Origin of the sequence: Pantoea sp. B550 (assembly GCF_024158165.1) — a bacterium.
GTDB classification, from domain to species: Bacteria; Pseudomonadota; Gammaproteobacteria; order Enterobacterales; family Enterobacteriaceae; genus Pantoea; species Pantoea alfalfae.
The window spans coordinates 1633217-1653742 of the sequence record NZ_JAMYXI010000003.1 but is presented as its reverse complement, the minus strand read 5'-3'; the positions used below and the strand labels follow the sequence as shown (position 1 = coordinate 1653742).

At 55.2% G+C, this 20526-nt stretch carries 18 protein-coding genes and 1 pseudogene; 8 read left to right on the top strand and 11 right to left on the bottom strand.

Annotated features, from left to right (window positions below; translation table 11 throughout):
* Position 1 precedes the first annotated feature (1 nt).
* A complete protein-coding gene (gene gntU / locus NIM72_RS10850) occupies positions 2-1342 on the top strand; it encodes a gluconate transporter (RefSeq protein WP_008926287.1) in 1341 nt (446 codons plus the stop codon).
* Between the two features lie 24 nt (positions 1343-1366).
* Here the strand turns inward: gntU and NIM72_RS10845 are convergent, their stop codons facing one another.
* The 4 genes from NIM72_RS10845 to NIM72_RS10830 form a co-directional block, all read right to left on the bottom strand.
* The gene (locus NIM72_RS10845; protein WP_161735520.1) at positions 1367-1684 is read right to left on the bottom strand and encodes a DUF805 domain-containing protein; all 318 of its coding nucleotides are present in this window, start codon (positions 1682-1684) and stop codon (positions 1367-1369) included.
* Positions 1681-2106, bottom strand: a complete 426-nt coding sequence (locus NIM72_RS10840; protein ID WP_161735518.1) for a hypothetical protein — start codon at positions 2104-2106, stop codon at positions 1681-1683. Before NIM72_RS10840 ends, NIM72_RS10845 begins: the two co-directional genes overlap by 4 nt.
* On the bottom strand, positions 2103-2684 hold the full coding sequence (locus tag NIM72_RS10835) for a hypothetical protein (protein ID WP_253420304.1): 582 nt from the start codon (positions 2682-2684) through the stop codon (positions 2103-2105). The genes NIM72_RS10840 and NIM72_RS10835 overlap by 4 nt, the downstream gene beginning before the upstream one ends.
* Before the next feature lie 124 nt (positions 2685-2808).
* Positions 2809-3402 (bottom strand): YhgN family NAAT transporter, encoded by a 594-nt coding sequence (locus NIM72_RS10830; RefSeq protein WP_013359324.1) that lies wholly within the window; start codon positions 3400-3402, stop codon positions 2809-2811.
* 217 nt (positions 3403-3619) lie between these two features.
* On the opposite strand from NIM72_RS10830, the gene asd reads away from it, so the two are divergent.
* Positions 3620-4729 carry an aspartate-semialdehyde dehydrogenase gene (asd, locus tag NIM72_RS10825; protein ID WP_253420302.1) on the top strand — a complete coding sequence of 370 codons (1110 nt, stop codon included), beginning with the start codon at positions 3620-3622 and terminating at the stop codon, positions 4727-4729.
* A 576-nt stretch (positions 4730-5305) separates the two neighbouring features.
* Here the strand turns inward: asd and NIM72_RS10820 are convergent.
* From NIM72_RS10820 to NIM72_RS10805, 4 genes and pseudogenes are all read right to left on the bottom strand, one after another.
* Positions 5306-5476, bottom strand: coding sequence for a hypothetical protein (locus NIM72_RS10820; protein ID WP_253420299.1), 171 nt, complete (start codon positions 5474-5476; stop codon positions 5306-5308).
* Positions 5477-5535: 59 nt separating this feature from the next.
* Positions 5536-6021 (bottom strand): Hcp family type VI secretion system effector, encoded by a 486-nt coding sequence (locus tag NIM72_RS10815; RefSeq protein WP_222924894.1) that lies wholly within the window; start codon positions 6019-6021, stop codon positions 5536-5538.
* 1 nt (position 6022) lies between these two features.
* Positions 6023-6289 carry a hypothetical protein gene (locus NIM72_RS10810; RefSeq protein WP_222924895.1) on the bottom strand — a complete coding sequence of 89 codons (267 nt, stop codon included), beginning with the start codon at positions 6287-6289 and terminating at the stop codon, positions 6023-6025.
* A pseudogene (locus tag NIM72_RS10805) lies at positions 6270-6779 on the bottom strand (DUF2778 domain-containing protein). The gene NIM72_RS10810 and the pseudogene NIM72_RS10805 overlap by 20 nt, the downstream one beginning before the upstream one ends.
* 659 nt (positions 6780-7438) lie before the next feature.
* On the opposite strand from NIM72_RS10805, the gene glgB reads away from it, so the two are divergent.
* The 6 genes from glgB (at position 7439) to NIM72_RS10775 (ending at position 18018) form a co-directional block, all read left to right on the top strand.
* Complete coding sequence (gene glgB, locus NIM72_RS10800) at positions 7439-9622, top strand: 1,4-alpha-glucan branching enzyme (RefSeq protein WP_253420295.1); 2184 nt, start codon at positions 7439-7441, stop codon at positions 9620-9622.
* Complete coding sequence (gene glgX / locus NIM72_RS10795; RefSeq protein WP_161733727.1) at positions 9619-11601, top strand: glycogen debranching protein GlgX; 1983 nt, start codon at positions 9619-9621, stop codon at positions 11599-11601. Before glgB ends, glgX begins: the two co-directional genes overlap by 4 nt.
* Before the next feature lie 10 nt (positions 11602-11611).
* A complete protein-coding gene (glgC, locus tag NIM72_RS10790) occupies positions 11612-12904 on the top strand; it encodes a glucose-1-phosphate adenylyltransferase (RefSeq protein WP_161733725.1) in 1293 nt (430 codons plus the stop codon).
* A gap of 63 nt (positions 12905-12967) precedes the next feature.
* A complete protein-coding gene (gene glgA / locus NIM72_RS10785; RefSeq protein WP_161733723.1) occupies positions 12968-14401 on the top strand; it encodes a glycogen synthase GlgA in 1434 nt (477 codons plus the stop codon).
* Positions 14402-14420: 19 nt separating this feature from the next.
* Positions 14421-16868 carry a glycogen phosphorylase gene (gene glgP / locus NIM72_RS10780; protein WP_135907558.1) on the top strand — a complete coding sequence of 816 codons (2448 nt, stop codon included), beginning with the start codon at positions 14421-14423 and terminating at the stop codon, positions 16866-16868.
* Between the two features lie 223 nt (positions 16869-17091).
* On the top strand, positions 17092-18018 hold the full coding sequence (locus NIM72_RS10775) for a LysR family transcriptional regulator (protein ID WP_253420292.1): 927 nt from the start codon (positions 17092-17094) through the stop codon (positions 18016-18018).
* Here NIM72_RS10775 and mdcH read toward each other — a convergent pair.
* Genes mdcH through NIM72_RS10760 form a run of 3 tightly spaced genes read right to left on the bottom strand, consistent with a single transcriptional unit; the run spans position 18008 to position 20485 of the window.
* A complete protein-coding gene (gene mdcH / locus NIM72_RS10770; protein WP_161733719.1) occupies positions 18008-18910 on the bottom strand; it encodes a malonate decarboxylase subunit epsilon in 903 nt (300 codons plus the stop codon). The two genes, NIM72_RS10775 and mdcH, sit on opposite strands and share 11 nt — an antisense overlap.
* Positions 18907-19524, bottom strand: a complete 618-nt coding sequence (locus NIM72_RS10765; RefSeq protein ID WP_253420290.1) for a malonate decarboxylase holo-ACP synthase — start codon at positions 19522-19524, stop codon at positions 18907-18909. The genes mdcH and NIM72_RS10765 overlap by 4 nt, the downstream gene beginning before the upstream one ends.
* Position 19525: 1 nt before the next feature.
* The gene (locus NIM72_RS10760; protein ID WP_253420287.1) at positions 19526-20485 is read right to left on the bottom strand and encodes an AEC family transporter; all 960 of its coding nucleotides are present in this window, start codon (positions 20483-20485) and stop codon (positions 19526-19528) included.
* Between the last annotated feature and the right edge of the window lie 41 nt (positions 20486-20526).

The window sequence follows — 20526 nt, the reverse complement described above, 5'->3', positions numbered from 1 at the left end:
GATGAATACCGCAACACTCGTTTTGACCGCAGCAGGCTCCGTCCTGCTGCTGCTTTTTCTGGTGATGAAGGCACGGATGCACGCCTTTGTCGCGCTGATGTTAGTCTCCATCGGTGCCGGGTTGTTCTCCGGCATGCCACTGAACAAAATCGCGGAAACCATGCAGAAGGGGATGGGCGGCACGCTCGGCTTCCTCGCCATTGTGGTTGCACTGGGCGCAATGTTCGGCAAAATCCTGCATGAAACCGGCGCCGTGGATCAAATCGCGATCCGGATGCTGAAAACCTTTGGTCAGAGCCGCGCCCATTATGCGATGGGCATTGCCGGTCTGATCTGCGCGCTGCCGCTTTTCTTTGAGGTGGCGGTGGTGCTGTTGATCAGCATCGCGTTTGCGGTGGCGCGGCGAACTGGTGGCAATCTGGTGAAGCTGGTCATTCCGCTGTTTGCCGGTGTGGCCGCGTCGGCGGCGTTCCTGCTGCCCGGACCGGCTCCGATGCTGCTGGCTTCACAGATGCACGCGGACTTTGGCTGGATGATTTTGCTGGGTCTTTGTGCGGCGATCCCGGGTATGCTGATTGCCGGGCCGCTGTTTGGCAACTTCATCGGCAATCACGTGACGTTCAGTGCGCCACCGGAAGATCATCAGCCGGATGTTGATGAGAGTAAACTGCCGTCGTTTGGCTTCAGCCTCTCACTGATTCTGTTCCCGCTGGTGCTGGTCGGCCTGAAAACCATCGGCGCACGCTTCACAACCGAAGGCACCACGCTGTATGAGTGGCTGGAATTTATCGGCCATCCTTTCACCGCCATCCTGCTGGCGCTGCTGGTCGCGATTTATGGTCTGGCTTACCGTCAGGGTATGGATAAAGAGCGGGTGATGCAGGTGTGCGGCAGCGCGCTGCAACCGGCCGGGATTATCCTGCTGGTGATTGGCGCAGGCGGCGTGTTCAAGCAGGTGCTGGTGGATTCCGGCGTCGGCCCGGTGCTGGGCAATGCGCTGACCGGCGCGGGCCTGCCGATTGCGCTGGCCTGCTTTATCCTGTCGGGCGCGGTGAGGGTGATTCAGGGGTCGGCGACGGTCGCCTGTCTGACCACGGTCGGCTTAATCATGCCGGTGATTGAACCGCTGCATTACAGCGGTGCTCAGCTGGCGGCGCTGTCGATCTGCATCGGCGGTGGCTCGATTATTATCAGCCATGTGAACGATGCCGGGTTCTGGCTGTTTGGCCGCTTCACCGGAGCCAGCGAAGCGGAAACGCTGAAGACCTGGACGCTGATGGAGACCATTCTCGGCACCGTGGGTGCAGTTGTTGGAATGATTGCTTTCGAACTGCTTTCCTGACCAACCCGACGGGCTATCTGCCCGTCAGTTTTTTTCCCGCGAGCCGGGGAAGAGTAAAAAAGGGAACAGCAGATAAGGCGCCACTACCAAAAGGGCAATGACGCCGCGTGAATAGCCGGCGTCATTTATTCTTCTCACCCCGCAGGAAAATAGAGGCAAAACAAACAGCAGCAGCGCGATTAAGCTTATTTCATGCTCTGGCCCGGTAAACCATTGCAGATAACAGCAGAACCAGACCAGCTGAAACAGCAGGAAAATAAAATAGCTCGTCCTTCCTTCACGCCCTTCATAGTTAAACGTGCGCAGCAGACAGCTTTTGATAATTTGCAGCAGCCTGTTCATGCCCATTTTCTTCTTATCAGAGCAAAAACAACCAGCGTGATAGCGGCGGCAAGCAAGTAAACCCAGGCCAAATCAGTGACGTCAACTTGCATCAGTTGCACGTCATTCAGCGCCGCTTTCTGGCTCGGGACGGATAATACGGTCAGGCCAGCTAAACAGAGTATATTTGCCAGAAAGAATAGCGCCTGAAAAACTGTTTCTTTAGCCACGGACAGGGCGGCAATTTTTCTGAAACCCCACCAGGCTACCAGATAAACCAGTAGCCAGAGCAACGCGCAGAGTAGTGGGGCAACCAGATAACTGCGCATATCTGTGATCACCCCTGAATGGCCGCTGCTGGCATACTCCAGGACTTCCTGAAGGGAGACGTAACCTGTTATCAGATAGAGCGCGCCGAAGAAAAAGGGTAATAACAACCTCATTGCATTTCCCTCCGGGTTTTCAGACGCTGCATCAACTGCGGCAGCTCTTTTCCGGGGTCCACCATCACCAACTGTTTACTTTTTGCATCGTATTTCGCGGCGGCGGTCGGGTCACCTTTACCACCCTCCGCCATCACAAAACGTGCATCTGAACGGCCATAAAGGCCGACATGCGGAAAGGGATCGCTGCCAAAGGCCAGCACGTTTCGGCCAGGCAGGGTATATTCTCTGGTCAAAAAATCCGGGATTTTTTTTGAGTCGACGCCTGAGAAAGGCGTAGTGACAAAGCTGGAACCTGCATAGTCGAGAGAAAAGCAGGTACTGTTATCGGCAGCATTTTTCTGCACCAAATCCGCGCCAAACAGGATTTTTAAACGCTGCCAGACCGTCGCGCTGTCGGGTTCGATCTTCTTGCCTTCCAGATAAACATCTTGCTTATGATAAAGTTGGTAAACCATTTTGTGAATCTGCATCATGGAGGCGCCAACGCCGTGCCAGTTCGGTGCATCCCTGCTGTAAAGCCGCTCAACGATAATAAAGACGCCTGTCCCGGCATAATTTTCGATACTGCCCGCCATAGAAATCTCCTTTATTTACAACATTATATTAATATTATTGTTCATTTCAATGCCGTAACTATGTGATAAACAGGCTGAACTGAGGCGGCTGCCTGCCTGTCAGTGTAAAAGGACAAAGGCGCGCTTATAACTTCAGATAAGCCCGAATGCCATCCAGGAACATCTGGGTGGCCAGCATAATCAGTATTAATCCCATCAGACGTTCCAGCGCATTCACACCCTTATCGCCCAGCAGACGCAGGAACAGACCTGACATCAGCAGAATAGCGACCGTTACGCCCCAGGCGATCAGCAGCGCGCCTACCAGATGCGACATCTGATGCGGATACTGATGCGACAGCAGCATCAATGTGGCCAGCAGCGATGGCCCGGCCACCAGTGGAATCGCCAGCGGCACCAGGAACGGCTCTTCACCCGCCGGTAAGCCAGAACTGCTGCTTTCAGCCGACGGGAAAATCATCTTGATGGCGATCAGAAACAGGATGATCCCGCCGGAAATCGACACTGTTTCGGTGCGCAGATTTAAGAACGCCAGGATGCGTTCGCCGGTAAACAGGAACAGCAGCATGATGATCAGGGCAATCAGCATTTCGCGGATTAGCACCACCCGCCGCCGTTTCGGCTCCAGATGCTTCAAAACCGACATAAAAATCGGCAGATTGCCCAGCGGATCCATAATTAACAACAATAATATTGTTGCCGAAATCATTTCAGTCATCGGTTTTGCGCCATGTTGTTCGCGAAAAAGCGGAGTTATTAGTTACGCTGCTGAAAAAGTTAGCGTAATCGAATTAATTCACTTGCTACCCGGCCTGCATTTTGTAGAGTGAGAGGACACAGGTAAATCCTATTATTACGCAGAGCGGCGTGAAAATAGCACGCCGCTCTCTCCTCTGAAATGAAAAGCAGGTGTAACTGCCTTAGACGGACACGACATGAAGAATGTAGGTTTTGTTGGTTGGCGCGGCATGGTCGGCTCAGTGCTGATGTCCCGCATGAGTGAAGAGCGTGATTTTGATGCAATCAATCCGGTCTTCTTCTCGACGTCGCAGCATGGTCAGGCGGCACCCGCGTTTGCGGGCAAACAGCAGGGCACCCTGCAGGATGCGTTTGATATTGAAGCGCTACGCGCGCTGGATATCATTATCACCTGCCAGGGCGGCGACTACACCAGTGACGTCTATCCAAAGCTGCGCGCCAGCGGCTGGCAGGGATACTGGATTGATGCGGCCTCTACGCTGCGCATGAAAGATGATGCCATCATCATCCTCGATCCGGTCAACCATGCGGTGATTCGCCAGGGCATCGACCGTGGCATCAAAACCTTTGTGGGTGGTAACTGTACTGTCAGCCTCATGCTGATGTCGCTGGGCGGCCTGTTTGCGCAGGATCTGGTGGAGTGGGCCTCGGTTGCCACCTATCAGGCAGCCTCTGGCGGCGGCGCGCGCCACATGCGCGAACTGCTGACCCAGATGGGCATGCTGCACGATCACGTTGCGCCTGCGTTGCAGAACCCGGCTTCGGCCATTCTCGACATTGAGCGTAGCGTGACCGACTTTACCCGTTCCGGCACTTTACCAACCGACAACTTCGGCGTACCGCTGGCAGGCAGCCTGATTCCATGGATTGATAAGCAGCTGGATAACGGCCAGAGCCGCGAAGAGTGGAAAGGCCAGGCGGAGACCAACAAGATCCTCGCCACCTCTAAAGTCATTCCGGTTGATGGCTTGTGCGTGCGCGTCGGGGCGCTGCGCTGCCACAGCCAGGCCTTTACGCTGAAGCTGAAACGCGACCTGCCGCTGGCTGAAATTGAGCAGCTGCTGGCCTCTCACAATGAGTGGGTCAAAGTGGTGCCGAATGATCGTGAGCTGACGATGCGTGAACTGACGCCAGCCGCTGTTACCGGCACGCTGACCACACCGGTTGGCCGCTTGCGTAAACTGAATATGGGGCCGGAATATCTCTCCGCCTTCACGGTGGGCGATCAGCTGTTATGGGGCGCAGCCGAACCGCTGCGTCGCATGCTGCGGTTGTTAACCAGCTAAACAGCAAACATCGCCACAGGGCGGATTGATAATCAATGCCGATCAGATGAAACAATGGATCGGCTAACCGCCTGGTCGCTATGTGAAAGCCCGTAATCATTACTGATGGTTGCGGGCTTTTTGTTTAGTTAAAATTAAATGCAATGTTATGAGCGGGTATAACTTAAAAAAGCCTCAAGGGGCTTTTTTATGTCTCTATTGCCATTATCAGGCAGAGCGCCAGTGATCAGGATTGCCTTTGCTGGTATTTCTTACTCGGGCGACTAGCGGATTATGGCCTGCCTTTTTGGCTGCCTGAATTGCGCTGTCTTGAGTTGAATGATTCAATCCATCAATACTCTGACCTCCAGCATATTCGACGGTATAATGTGTGATCGCTGATCCTTCCGGGCGTCCGGTAGGCTGTGGTTCTACATAAACGTTAGACATAAAATAAACCTCGCTTCTTGAAAGTTATTTTCCAACCACTTTTAATATGATTGTTTATTTTTTCATTTCCAATCAGGATTGCTTAATCGCTTAATATCTAAAGTGTGATGATGTTCAAAAAAGAATGACTTGCTAATTTTTATTATGTTAGCGCTGTGTTTTTACAGGGTGAATAAAGTTAAAGAAAGTTTGCGCTGTTACTGGCTTGATTGTTTTTTTAATTAATGAAGTTTCTGGATTATTTTTTATTATAACGGCTACCCACTGATACTGGCGTACCACTTTACGACTGCACCAGTGGGTAAAATTCACGGCCATTTTCAGCTAATCCTTTTTTTTAATTAATCCTTTTCAGCCATGCTTTTCTTTCCGATGCGCTATGCCCGTACATTCCAGTCATCCGTATACTGCACATTTCCATCAACATAACGCCATGTAATTTTGTCATACATCATGGATATCGATTCCATATGATTAATTTTCGCATTACCTGACATTTTAGCATTTGGCATGCCGGGATTCACACCGGTAATCTTTACCCCCTCGATAGTCATAACAAAGTAACACTCTTCCTGACCGGCATGGTTGATTCTGTACCAGCGGATTTCCGCACTTTGCAGCGTCTGACCCGTCGCCACCGCCTTGTACAGATAAGGACTGGAGCTATCAAACTCCTTTTCAATCATCATCGGTGAGTGTGAACGCTTGCCGGTAATCTTGCCGTTGGCGCTGTCTACAGGAATATTCAGCCCATGACTGAAACCCACAATCTCAATGCTGCCATCACGATCCTGGACATCAACGGAGCCTTTAATATGAGCGCCGCCATCATCTTTGAGCCACATATAAGCAGGAATTGACATGTTAATATCTCCTTATTTTTGTGATTAACTTCATTGTCAGGAAAAAAACCACCACAGTAATAACTATATTAGCGAGGAAACTAATATAGAAAAACGTATCATCTATTGCCTCTGCGCCAATTTCACCAGGGCCATAAAGCAGGTTTCCTATCTTCAAAACGAAATCATAGCTAATCCAGTTATACGGTTCACCCATAGTCCGCCCCACACAAAGTAAAATCAGAAGGAAAAAGGCTACCTTCCCTGATTTACGGGCAAGTATCGCCATAAGTGATTACCTCAATGGTGCCATAGGCTTTTAAGTCGCTGCCCGGAATCGGGGTTCTGGACGTTCTTAGCAGAGCATTTCTCAGCATGTCGAAATCGGATTGCCAGGCAAGAGTAATGCAACCCTCTGAGACATGACCAGGATGAAGCCTGAAACCGCCCCGGGCTACGCCCCGAAAGAATGTGCTATCGTCGATCATGTTATCTGCACGAAAAAGGGCAAACCATTCTGAATGATCAACATGATACTTAAACGCAGATTTTATTTCGTCAATTGCCCATGCTCTGACGCTGTTGATCCAACTACCAGAAGGGCGGTCAACAATGTAGTAACGTCCGGCAGGTAATGGTCCCTTATTAATTATCATCCCGCAACCACCCTTGTTACGATAGATGCCATTACCAGAAAACGCTTAAAACGTTCCTACTCCCGGAAAACTCAGTGGTGAATAATCAGCGTTATTGATTACAAACTTTCCGTATAAAGTCATAGCCATTCCTTTGCCTCTGTTATTTTTATTTGCATGCTAATACAAAGAAAAAAACAGACGAATGGCTATTTCTGTAAAAAATTAAGCTTGTGAAGCCGATTCACTTCCAGCCCTGTTGGTGTCCCAAATCCTGCCAATCCCAGAAACATGCCGTTAACCATCGCTTTACAACACGTTATCAGGTAGCTTTTCTTGATCGTTGTCTGCACTCCACGCTTCCGGAGGCTGACCAGGGTCGGCGGCAGAGCTATCGTTTCGATCCAGTAAAAAATGTTGCTTCATCAGTTGGGGCATTTCGGGCAGCTTAAATGAAAATAATCATCCATTTACTTGGCATTTTCATCACTGTCGTACACGAAACAATCTACCGTTTCGCTTACTCAGTGATCTGCTTCCCTTTTTTGCCGATCGCTAAAGAATATTTTGCTTAAGTCCATGGCAACTCCCGTGACCAAGCTATGATTTAACCATGATGTGCCACAGGTCACTCTTGTGCTTTCCGGATTAAATGGTTGTGGTACACGGCAAAAACACTTTTCCCACGGAATGGCCTGACTTCTTTGTCGTTGTACGTATGGCTCAATGAAGAGCAGCGCAGATGAACCGCGACAGGCTGTGTCGCGTTCATTTCGGCTGCCAATTATCACAGGAAGAAAGTCATGTCAGAGCTTCCCGATCGCGATGCGATCAATGCCCTGTTTGCGGGTAATTATGCCGACCCTTTTTCGTTACTAGGGATGCACCGAACTCAGCAAGGCCTTGAAGTCAGGGCATTGCTTCCCGAAGCGCTTGAAGTGTGGGTCATTGAAACCTCCACCGGGCGCAAACTGGCTCAGCTGGTGTGTGAAGATGCACGCGGCTTCTTCAGTGGCGTCATTCCACGCCGCAAAAACCCGTTCCGCTATCAGCTGGCGGTGAACTGGCACGGCCAGCAAAACCTGGTAGACGATGCCTATCGCTTTGGTCCGCTGCTGCAGGAGATGGATCTGTGGCTGCTGGCGGAAGGGACACACCTGCGCCCTTATGAGACGCTGGGCGCGCACGGCGACGTCATTGATGGCGTCTTCGGCACCCGCTTCTGCGTCTGGGCACCCAACGCCCGTCGCGTGTCAGTGGTTGGCGATTTCAACTTCTGGGATGGCCGCCGTCATCCGATGCGTCTGCGTCAGGAGCTGGGCATCTGGGAGCTTTTTGTACCGGGCGCGGTCAATGGCCAGCTCTACAAGTATGAAATCATCGACGCCAATGGCGAACTGCGCATCAAAGCGGACCCGTACGCGTTTGAGGCGCAGATGCGTCCGCAGACTGCGTCGATGATCTGTGGTCTGCCAGAGCCGGTTGAGATGAAAGCGGAGCGCAAGGCGGCCAACGCCTTCGACGCGCCGATCTCCATCTATGAAGTGCATCTGGGCTCCTGGCGTCGTCACACCGACAACAACTTCTGGCTGAGCTACAAAGAGCTGGCTGAACAGCTGGTGCCCTACGTCAAAGAGATGGGCTTTACCCATATCGAACTGCTGCCGATCAACGAACATCCGTTTGATGGCAGCTGGGGCTATCAGCCGCTGGGCATGTATGCGCCGACCCGACGTTTTGGTACCCGTGACGAGTTCCGCGCCTTCATTGACGCCGCCCATGACGCGGGCCTCAACGTGCTGCTCGACTGGGTGCCGGGTCATTTCCCCAGCGATGATTTCGGTCTGGCGCGCTTCGACGGAACGCAGCTCTATGAGCACAGCGACCCGCGTGAAGGCTTCCACCAGGACTGGAACACCCTGATCTACAACTTTGGTCGCCGGGAAGTGAGCAACTACCTGTCGGGCAATGCGCTCTACTGGACCGAACGCTTTGGCATCGATGGCCTGCGTGTGGATGCGGTCGCGTCGATGATCTACCGCGATTACAGCCGCAACGCAGGAGAGTGGGTGCCGAATCAGTTCGGTGGCCGCGAGAACCTCGAAGCGATCGAATTCCTGCGTTACACCAACCGCACGCTCGGCACTGTGGCATCCGGGTCGGTAACCATGGCTGAAGAGTCAACCGACTATCCTGGCGTGACGCGTCCGACCGAAGGCGGCGGGCTGGGCTTCTGGTTCAAATGGAACCTGGGCTGGATGCACGACACGCTCGACTACATGCAGGTCGATCCCATCTACCGCAAGCACCATCACAACCTGATGAGCTTCGGCATGATGTACAACTACACCGAAAACTTTGTGCTGCCGTTGTCGCATGACGAAGTGGTGCACGGTAAGCGCTCAATTCTCGATCGTATGCCGGGCGACGCCTGGCAGAAGTTTGCCAACCTGCGTGCCTACTACGGCTGGATGTGGGGCTTCCCGGGCAAGAAACTGCTGTTTATGGGCAACGAATTTGCTCAGGGCCGCGAGTGGAACCACGACGTCAGCCTGGACTGGCATCTGCTGGAAGGGGATGACAACTGGCACAACGGCGTTCAGCGTCTGGTGCGCGATCTCAACCACACCTATCAGCACTACACGCCGCTGCATCAGCTCGACTTTGATCCGGCAGGGTTTGAGTGGCTGGTGGTGAACGATGCGGAACACTCCGTCTTCGCTTTCGTCCGCCGCGACCGTGAAGGTAACGAAGTAATCGTCATCAGTAACTTCACCCCGGTGCCGCGTCCGGGCTATCGCTTTGGCGTTAATCAGCCTGGCTACTGGCGAGAAGTACTGAACACCGATCAGCATGAGTATCACGGTAGTGACGTGCGCATTCATCGGGTGCATACCGATGAGCAGGAGAGCCACGGACGACCGCAGTCGCTGAGTCTTGATCTGCCACCGCTGGCAACAGTCTGGCTGGTGCGGGAGGCTGAATGACCATTACTGCCGGAGATCCCGAACCGCTGGGTGCCAGTTATGATGGCAAAGGCGTTAACTTCACTCTGTTCTCACAGCATGCGGAGCGCGTAGAGCTCTGCCTGTTTGATGAAGAGGGCGCAGAACAGCGTCTTGAGCTGCCTGGCCGCAGTGGGGATATCTGGCACGGTTATGTTCCGGCGTTAAAACCGGGACAGCGCTACGGCTACCGGGTGCATGGGCCCTGGGCGCCGCAGCAGGGACATCGCTTTAACCCGGCGAAGTTACTGGTCGATCCCTGCGCTCGCGCGGTGGAAGGCGATGTTCCGGATGACCCGCTATTTCATGGCGGCGAGGCGCAACCCGATCCGCATGACAACGCGGCGATTGCGCCCAGGTCGCGGGTGGTCGCAGAGGATTTCGACTGGCAGGACGATGTCGCACCGCGCGTGCCGTGGGGCAACACGGTAATTTATGAAGCCCACGTGCGCGGCCTGACGCAGCAGCATCCGGAAATTCCGGAAACGCTGCGCGGGACTTACGCGGCGCTGGGTCATCCTGTTATGGTGGATTACCTGCGCAAGCTGGGGATCACCACCCTTGAACTGCTGCCCGTGGCCCATTTCGCCAGCGAACCGCGACTGTTGCAGCTCGGCCTCAGCAACTACTGGGGCTACAACCCCTTTGCGCTCTGGGCGGTAGACCCTCGTTACGCCTCCGGTCAGCCGGGCGTGACGCCGTTGCAGGAGTTTCAGCAGGCGGTCAAAAGCCTGCACGCTGCGGGTATCGAAGTGGTGCTGGATGTGGTGTTCAACCATACCGCCGAACTGGATGAGATTGGCCCGACGATATCCATGCGTGGCATTGATAACGCCAGCTACTACTGGCTGGATGAGCAGGGCGATTATCAGAACTGGACCGGCTGCGGCAACACGCTGAATATCCACCATCCGCAGGTGATGGCGTGGGCCCTGGAGGCGCTGCGCTACTGGGTGCGGGTCTGCCACGTCGACGGCTTCCGCTTTGACCTCGCACCAGTACTGGGTCGTACACCCGATTACCAGCGTGATGCGCCCTTTTTCGAGGCGATACGCGCCTGTCCGCTGCTCTCCCAGGTCAAGCTGATTGCGGAACCCTGGGATATCGGCCCTGACGGCTATCAGGTTGGCCGTTTTCCGCCGCCGTTTGCCGAGTGGAACGATAAGTTTCGCGACACCGCACGTCGTTACTGGCTGCACGGCGACGTAAGCAACGGCGACTTTGTTCGCCGCTTTGCCGCCTCCAGCGATCTCTACCAGCATGATGACCGGCTGCCACACGCCACGGTTAACCTGATTACCGCCCATGACGGTTTTACGCTGTGGGATGTGGTGAGCTTCGAACGTAAACACAACGAAGCGAACGGGGAAGATAACCGTGATGGCCACGGTGATAACTACAGCCACAATCACGGCAAAGAGGGGCTGAACGTCAGCTTTGACGTGATCGAACGCCGCCGTCGCAGCGTACGGGCATTGCTGACGACGTTGCTGCTGTCACAGGGCACGCCGATGCTGCTGGCCGGCGATGAGCGCGGCCACACCCAGCACGGCAACAACAACGCCTACTGTCAGGATAACGCTCTGAGCTGGCTTGACTGGCAGGCGGATGAGAAGGGATTAGTCGGATTCACCGCAGCACTGATTGCTCTGCGCCAGCGCATTCCGGCGCTGACCGCAGATCGCTGGTGGCAGGACGGTGACGGCAATGTGCAGTGGCTCAATGCCGGTGGCCAGCCACTGCAACACGATGAATGGGCACAGGGGATGCACAGATTGCAGATCCTGCTGTCCGGCCGCTGGTTAATAACAATAAACGCCACGGATACGGTGAATGACATCGTGTTACCAGACGGAGAATGGCGTGCCCTTCCTCCTTTCGCCGGGGACGACAACCCCATCCTGCTAACTGTCTGGCATGGTCCCGCACACGGTGTGTGCGTGTTCCAAAAGCAATCATAAGGAGTCAGACATGGTTAAGTTAGATAGAACAGATCACCTGATGCTGGCCCGCCAGCTCCCTACACAGACGGTTGCTCTGATCCTTGCCGGCGGACGCGGCACGCGCCTGGTCGATTTAACGGCCAAACGTGCTAAACCGGCGGTGCATTTCGGCGGCAAGTTCCGCATTATCGACTTTGCCCTCTCCAACTGCGTCAACTCCGGTATCCGACGGATTGGCGTAATTACCCAGTATCAGTCCCATACCCTGACTCAGCATATCCAGCGTGGCTGGTCGATCTTCAATGAAGAGATGAATGAGTTTGTCGATTTGCTGCCAGCGCAGCAGCGCTTTTCGACCGAACAGTGGTATCGCGGAACGGCCGATGCCGTGACGCAAAACCTTGATGTGATTCGCCGCTATCAGGCGCAGTACATTGTGATCCTTGCCGGGGACCACATTTATAAGATGGATTATTCACGCATGCTGCTGGATCACGTGGTGAACGAGGCGAAATGTACCATCGCCTGTTTACCCGTGCCGGTGCATGAGGCCACGGCCTTTGGCGTGATGGCGGTGAACGAAGATAACATGGTGATCGACTTCGTAGAGAAACCCGCGAAACCGCCCACCATGCCGGGTGATGACACGCAGTCGCTCGCCAGTATGGGGATCTACGTGTTTAACGCGGATTATCTCTATGCGCTGTTGGAAGAGGATCTGCAGACGCCTGGCTCTAATCATGATTTCGGCAAAGATATCCTGCCGAAAATCGTGGCAAGCGGCGAAGGCTATGCGCACTCCTTTGCGCTCTCCTGCGTCCAGAACGATGACAATGCGCCGCCTTACTGGCGCGACGTCGGCACGCTGGAAGCCTACTGGCGCGCCAATCTCGACCTGGCATCGGTGATGCCTGAGCTTGATATGTATGACGTTACCTGGCCGATTCGTACTCACATGGAGCCGCTGCCGCCGGCGAAATTTGTTCAGGACCGTTCCGGCAGTCACGGAATGACTATGAACTCGCTGGTATCGGGCGGTTGCATCATCTCCGGTTCGGTGGTGGTCAATTCAGTGCTGTTCCCACGCGTTCGCGTTAACTCGTTTTGCAATATTGATTCAACTGTACTGCTGCCCGATGTGGTAGTGGGCCGATCGTGTCGCCTGCGTCGCTGCGTGATTGATCGTGCCTGCGAACTGCCGGAAGGCATGGTTATTGGCGAAAACCCCGATGAAGACAGTCGCCGTTTTCACCGTTCGGATGAAGGGATCGTACTGGTCACCCGCGCCATGCTGGCCAGGCTGGCCAAAGCGGGGCTGTAAGCGATAAGCGGAACTTACGCAATCGGCACGCGGAGCGTGCCGGATAACTTAATGAGGTCGAGGATGCAGGTTTTACATGTCTGTTCAGAACTTTTCCCGCTGCTGAAAACGGGCGGACTGGCTGATGTAGTTGGGGCATTACCTCAGGCGCAGATTGCGGGCGGCACGGATACACGGGTACTGTTGCCCGCTTTTCCCGCATTGCGCAAAGGCATACCTGATCTCCAGGTCGTGACAGAGCGAGAGACATTTGCCGGTCATATACGTCTGTTATTTGGTGAATTTAATGGTGTGGGCATCTACTTAATTGATGCGCCTGGCCTCTACGATCGCCCCGGCAGTCCTTACCATGACGAGTCGCAGTTTGCGTATGTCGACAACTATCTGCGCTTTGCGCTGCTGGGTTGGGTCGGCTGTGAACTGGCGTGCGGCATGGACGCTATGTGGCGTCCCGAGATCGTGCATGCGCATGACTGGCATGCTGGCCTGACCTGTGCCTATCTGGAAGCGCGCGGTCGTCCGGCTAAATCAGTCTTTACCGTGCACAACCTGGCGTACCAGGGGCTATTCATGGCGCATCACATGGATGAGATTGGCCTGCCGTGGTCGTTCTTTAACATGCATGGGCTGGAGTTCTTCGGACAGATCTCCTTCCTGAAAGCGGGACTCTTTTACGCTGACCATATCACGGCGGTAAGCCCGACTTACGCTCATGAAATTACCTCTGCCGAATATGCTTATGGCATGGAAAGCCTGCTGGCACAGCGGATGCTGGAAGGCCGTCTTAGCGGGATCCTTAATGGCGTCGATCCCTCTATCTGGGACCCGGCGCACGATCTGCTGTTGAGCGCGCGCTATAACCGCGACACGCTGGAAGCGAAAGCGGAAAACAAACGGCAGCTGCAGGTGGCGATGGGGCTGAAGGTGGATGATAAAGCGCCGGTATTCTGCGTGATCAGCCGTCTGACCAAACAGAAAGGGCTGGACCTGGTGCTGGAAGCGCTGCCTGGCCTGCTGGCGCAGGGCGGACAGCTGGTGCTGCTGGGACAGGGTGATGCCGAACTGCAACAGGGATTCCTGGCGGCGGCGGCGGAGCATCCGGGCAGTGTCGGCGTACAGATTGGCTATCACGAAGCGTTCTCCCACCGTATTGTCGGTGGCGCGGATGTGATCGTGGTGCCGAGTCGCTTTGAGCCCTGCGGCCTGACACAACTTTATGGCCTGAAGTATGGTACGTTGCCGTTAGTGCGCCGCACCGGCGGGCTGGCGGATACCGTCAATGACAGCTCTCTGGAGAACCTGGCCGACGGTATTGCCAGTGGCTTCAGCTTTGAAGATGCCAATGCCTGGTCGCTGTTACGGGCCATCCGGCGCGCGTTTGTGTTGTGGTCCCGTCCTTCACTGTGGCGTTACGTTCAGCGCCAGGCGATGGCGATGGACTTTAGCTGGCAGGTGGCCGCACAAGCCTACCGTGATCTCTACCAACGTTTGATGTAACGGATTGGGAAAACTGGATATGAATGCACCTTTCACTTACGCCTCACCAACGTTGACGGTTGATGCCTTAAAGCATTCGATTGCCTACAAACTGATGTTTACCATCGGCAAAGATCCCTCGATCGCCAACAAGCACGAGTGGCTCAATGCCTCGTTGCTGGCGGTGCGCGACCGGATGGTGGAGCGCTGGCTGCGTTCCAGCCGTGCCCAGCTCTCTCAGGATGTCCGCCAGGTCTATTACCTGTCGATGGAGTTCCTGATGGGTCGCACCTTAGGGAATGCCCTGCTGGCGATGGGGATCTATGACGATCTCAACCAGGCGCTGGATGAGATGGGTCTGGATCTGGCCGAGCTGATGGAAGAGGAGAACGATCCGGGGCTGGGCAACGGTGGTCTGGGTCGCCTGGCGGCCTGTTTCCTCGATTCACTGGCGACGCTGGGCATGCCGGGCCGCGGTTATGGCATCCGCTATGATTACGGCATGTTCAAACAGAACATTGTGGAAGGTGAGCAGAAAGAGTCGCCGGATTACTGGCTTGAGTATGGTAATCCATGGGAATTCCAGCGTTTCAATACCCGTTACAAAGTACGATTTGGCGGTCGTGTTCAGCACGAAGGCACCAAAGTGCGCTGGCTGGAGACTGAAGAGATTCTGGCGATGGCCTATGACCAGATCATTCCCGGCTTCGACACTGATGCCACAAACACCCTGCGGCTATGGGGCGCGCAGGCCAGCAACGAGATCAACCTCGGTAAGTTCAACCAGGGCGACTACTTCGCGGCAGTGGAAGATAAAAACCACTCAGAGAACGTGTCGCGCGTGCTTTATCCGGATGATTCGACCTACTCAGGCCGTGAGCTGCGTCTGCGTCAGGAGTATTTCCTTGTCTCCGCGACGGTGCAGGACATTCTGAACCGTCACTGGCGGATGCATCAGACCTGGGACAACCTGGCGGATAAAATCGCCATTCACCTGAATGATACCCATCCGGTGCTGGCGATTCCCGAACTGATGCGCCTGCTGATCGACGAACATAAATTCAGCTGGGACAGCGCTTTTGACGTCTGCTGTCAGGTCTTCTCGTATACCAACCATACGCTGATGACTGAAGCGCTCGAGACCTGGCCGGTCGATATGATCGGTAAGATCCTGCCGCGCCACCTCAGTATCATTTTCGAGATTAACGACTTCTTCCTTAAGACGATTCAGGATCACTATCCTGATGACCTGGATCTGCTGTCGCGCATTTCGATCATCGACGAGAACGATGGACGCCGGGTACGCATGGGCTGGCTGGCCGTCGTCGTCAGTCATAAAGTGAATGGCGTGTCAGAGCTGCACTCTAACCTGATGGTCCAGTCGCTGTTTGCCGACTTCTCCCGTCTGTTCCCGGGCCGCTTCTGCAATAAAACCAACGGCGTCACCCCTCGTCGCTGGCTGGCGCTGGCGAACCCGGCGCTATCAGAGGTACTGGATGAGGAGATTGGTCGCAACTGGCGTACCGATCTCAGCCAGCTGGATGAGCTGAAAGCACAGATCGACTATCCGGCGTTTATTGAAAAAGTCGCGGTTGCCAAGCATCAGAACAAGCGTCGGCTGGCAGACTGGGTGGCGAAGAATCTGGATGTGGTGCTCGACCCGAACGCGCTGTTTGATGTCCAGATCAAGCGTATTCACGAGTACAAACGTCAGTTGCTCAACGTGCTGCATGTGATCACCCGTTACAACCGCATCAAGGCCGATCCGCAGGCGGATTGGGTGCCGCGCGTGAATATCTTTGCCGGTAAAGCAGCGTCGGCCTATTACGTCGCCAAGCATATTATTCATCTGATTAACGATGTCGCGAATGTGATCAACAATGATCCACAGGTGAAGAACAAACTGAAGGTGGTCTTCATCCCGAACTACAGCGTGAGTCTGGCGCAGATCATTATCCCGGCGGCCGATCTCTCTGAGCAGATCTCGACCGCAGGGACGGAAGCGTCCGGCACCAGTAACATGAAGTTTGCGCTGAACGGCGCGCTGACAATCGGTACGCTGGATGGGGCCAATGTTGAGATGCTGGATCACGTCGGGGAAGAGAACATCTTTATCTTTGGTAATACCACGCCGCAGGTCGAAGCGCTGCGTAAGGGCGGCTATAACCCGCGTGACTATTACGAAGGGGATGAAGAGCTGCACCAGGTGCTGACTCAGATTGCCTCTGGCGTGTTTAGTCCGCAGGATCCGGGCCGTTACCGCAATCTGTTCGACTCTCTGGTTAACTTTGGCGATCACTACCAGTTACTGGCGGATTATCGCAGCTATGTGGATACCCAGGATAAGGTGGATGCGCTCTACCGTAAACCGGATGAGTGGCAGCGCCGCGCGGCGAAAAATATCGCGGGCATGGGCTACTTCTCGTCGGACCGTACCATCCAGGAGTACGCCGATGAGATCTGGAACATTACACCAATAAGGCTGTAGGGTCGGGCAGTATGCCTTTCTGACGTTCTTTGCGGCCGGGTAACCGGCCGCATTGTCATCTTTTCTCATGGCATTCCCGCCACCCCGTCGCTTTTTCAGAAGGTTCAGCATCTTATGACCTCGGTGCCTGTATCTGCCCACAGAGCGAACCAGATCATTACACTCCGGCTGAGAATCGCTACTATGCGGAAAAGCAAAACGATCCGACAGGCAACCGCAGCCCATGAGTGACAACATCAATCAGGAAATTACCTTCCGCAAGCTCAGCGTTTTTATGATGTTTATGAGCAAAGGGAATATCGCCCGCACAGCGGAAGCGCTGGCGCTGAGCAGTGTCAGCGTGCATCGCGCGCTGCACACGCTGGAAGAGGGCATTGACTGTCCGCTGTTTATTCACAAAGGCCGTAATCTGGTGCCGCTGCCTGCCGCCTGGACGCTGCTGGACTACTGTCGCGACGTGACTACCCTGATGGGTAAAGGTATTGAAGAGGCGCGCAAGGTGGCGGGTATCGGCGTGGGTCGTCTGCGGCTTGGCACACTCTACTCGCTAACGCTTGAAACCATTCCCCGGCTGATCATGGGCATGAAACTGCGTCGGCCCACGCTCGAGCTTGATCTGACCATGGGCTCCAATCAGATGCTCATGAATATGCTGGAAGATGACGTGCTGGATGCGATTCTGATCGCCACCGATGAGGGCGAACTCAGCGATGCGCATTTTGATGTGATTCCGCTGTTTGAAGACAGTATTTTTCTGGCTGCGCCAGCCGGGGAGACGCGGGAGGAAACCGGCCCGGTGGATCTGCGTGATTTTGCCGACCGGGATTTTGTTTCACTGGCTGAGGGATTTGCCACCTATACCGGTTCGCAGGAGGCGTTTCAGATAGCCGGATTTGAACCGCGCATAGTCACCCAGGTAAATGACATCTTCTCAATGATAAGCCTGGTGCAGGCGGGCATTGGCCTGGCGCTGATTCCGGGACGAATGAAGAAGGTGTATGAAAACAACATTCAGTTGCTGCCGCTCGCTGAGCCTTGTCAGATGCGTCAGCAGATCTCGATTGTCTACTCACATCGTCGCGAACGCGATAATGACCTGCTGGCCCTGGCGGCAGAAGGGCGGATGTACGCCCGCAGCCTTACTGACTGAGCCGTTTAGCCAGATGCAGCGCCACCCCGACGCTGTTGCGCTCCATGCAGATCGCTTCGCCCTGCCAGCCCGCCTGCAGTGTCAGGCCCGTCAGCACATTGCCCGGCGGCATCTCGATCGCCAGTCGGGCATCGCGCTGATTAGCGGCAACCATCGCATCATTCCACTGCACCGTGCGCGCCATATTAAAGGCGAGATCGTCAGCAATCTTCTCCGGTTCCCAAATCACCCGTCCGGTTGAGCCGCTGAGATAAGCGCAATCGGGCCGGGAGAGGGTGACGGATGCAAACGCGCGCGCCAGTTCGGCGGCGGGCTTGTCCAGCAGCGCGCAGTGCGACGGCACGCTCACCGCGAGTCTGATCGCTTTGCTGGCACCGGCATCCAGCGCTTTCTGCGCCACGACAGCCATATCCTCATCACGACCGGCAATCACAATCTGCGTTTCCGCATTCAGGTTGGCGATGTAGGTATTGCTGCCAGCCAGCAGCTTCTCCAGACGATTCAGCGTTAAACCGGTGATGGCGGTCAGGCCATATCCGTGCGGGTAAGCCTGCTCCATCAGATCGCCGCGCAGTGCAACCAGCCGCAGGGCGTCGCTGAAATCGAGCGCACCGGCGATCACCGCAGCGGGAAATGCACCAATCGACAGACCACTGACGATGTCCGGTTTCACTCCACGGCGGATCAGCTCGCGCGCCCAGGCGACTCCGGCAATCAGCAGACAGAGCTGCACGGCGCGGGTGTGGCGCAGCGCATCAGTGCTGTCGAGCCGGTCGGTCTCGTCGCCCAGTACCGCGCGCACGCTGTTTAATACCGCGTCGCCGTCGGGCAGATGCTGCAGCATCCCGGCTCGTTGGGTGCCCTGGCCGGGAAAGGTAAAGAGTATTTTCATGAATTCTCCCTGCTCCAGGGTGAAGCGGTCAGTATCGGTCCGGTATCGGTTTTTAACAGCACGCGACCCTCACGCAGCCACTCGTTCAGCGCAAACGCGCCAGACGGCGTTTCCACCTGGGTATCCACCCGGCAGTCCAGCGAGTCGGTCAGCGTCTGCCACTGTTGCAGCGCATCGCGCGGCAGCGGCTGCGGGGCGCGGATCACTAAATCAAGATCGCTGGCAGCATGCAGCGTGGGCCGTTGCGTCGCCAGCGCATAACCGGTGCTGCCGGTTATGCCCCAATGCCAGGGCCAGAGAGACTCGCTGAGCGTAATCGCCGCGCGAACCGGCGCATAAGCGGTAAAGGGTGAATCCAGCAGCCATGCCCGTTCTGCCACTCTCTCTGGCGTCACCGTCCGGACAATATCGGCTGGATTAATCCAGCCGGCGGCGCGCTGCTCACGTCGCTCACCGCGCACACCCACCGGAATCAGACCGGATTCACGGTGATCGCGCCGTACCACCACCGGCAGATCGGGATGCCAGAATGTGCTGACCCAGTTCTCTTTAATCGCAGCTAACGCGTCGCTGTGACGCAGCCAGAGCAGATCGTGGGGGCGCGGCGCACTCATATTACATTCCTGATGTCAGCGTGATGAACAGCGGTAACGATAAAATACACAGAATCGAGCTCAACAGTAGCACGGCTTCAGCATCGGGCGACTGCACGCCAAAGCGGTTGCCGAATACCACGCCGAAGAAACCGGCTGACAGCGCAATCATCAGGATAGCGGTAATGGCCACTGAACCGTTAAGCCCCAGCGCCAGTACCAGACCCCAGGCGATAAAGGGCTGAATCAGCAGTTTAGTCACCGTGCCGACGCCCACCACCGCGTTAAGTTTCAGTTTGCGTGCCGACAGGATGACACCGGTCAGGAAGAGTGCAGCGGCGGTGGCAGCAAGACCCAGCGGTTTGATGGCGGCCAGCACCAGATCAGGCATTTTAACGCCCAGCGCTGATAACACCACGCCAATCAACGGTCCCAGTACGATCGGTTTTTTCACTGAACGCCACATCAGAATCGGCAGCATGGTCAGGGTTGAACCGTGTTCGGTGCCGTCGGCAAACGCTTTTTCACGTTCCAGAATCAGCAGGCAAAGCGGTGTAAGCAGCACTGAACCACAGGCGATGGAGACCGCTACCGAGAGCGAAGTGGCACCATTTTCACCCAGCACGCTGGCCAGAATGGGCAGGCCCAGCGCGGCGTAATTTGGCAGCGCCACCGTCAGTGTTAACACAGCCGCATCCTGCGGTGACTTTTTGAAAACTTTTGTAGCCGCGAAATAGACAGCTCCATAAGTAATCCACATTGCGCCGGTAATAACCACAATCAGCGGCCATTGCGCCACGATGCCCGGCCAGGGCGTTTGTACCGTTGCGCTGAACAGCGCGGCGGGCAGTGCAAAATCCATGACGAAAATATTCAGCAGAGAGACGTCTTTGTTGTTGACCATTCCGGCCTTACCGGCCCAGAAACCCAGCAGTATAATGACAAAGATCGGAGCAAGGGCATGAACAATTATATAAATCATAAATCACCTGTAATTAAGAAGAATTCTTTAAAAAACAGCGA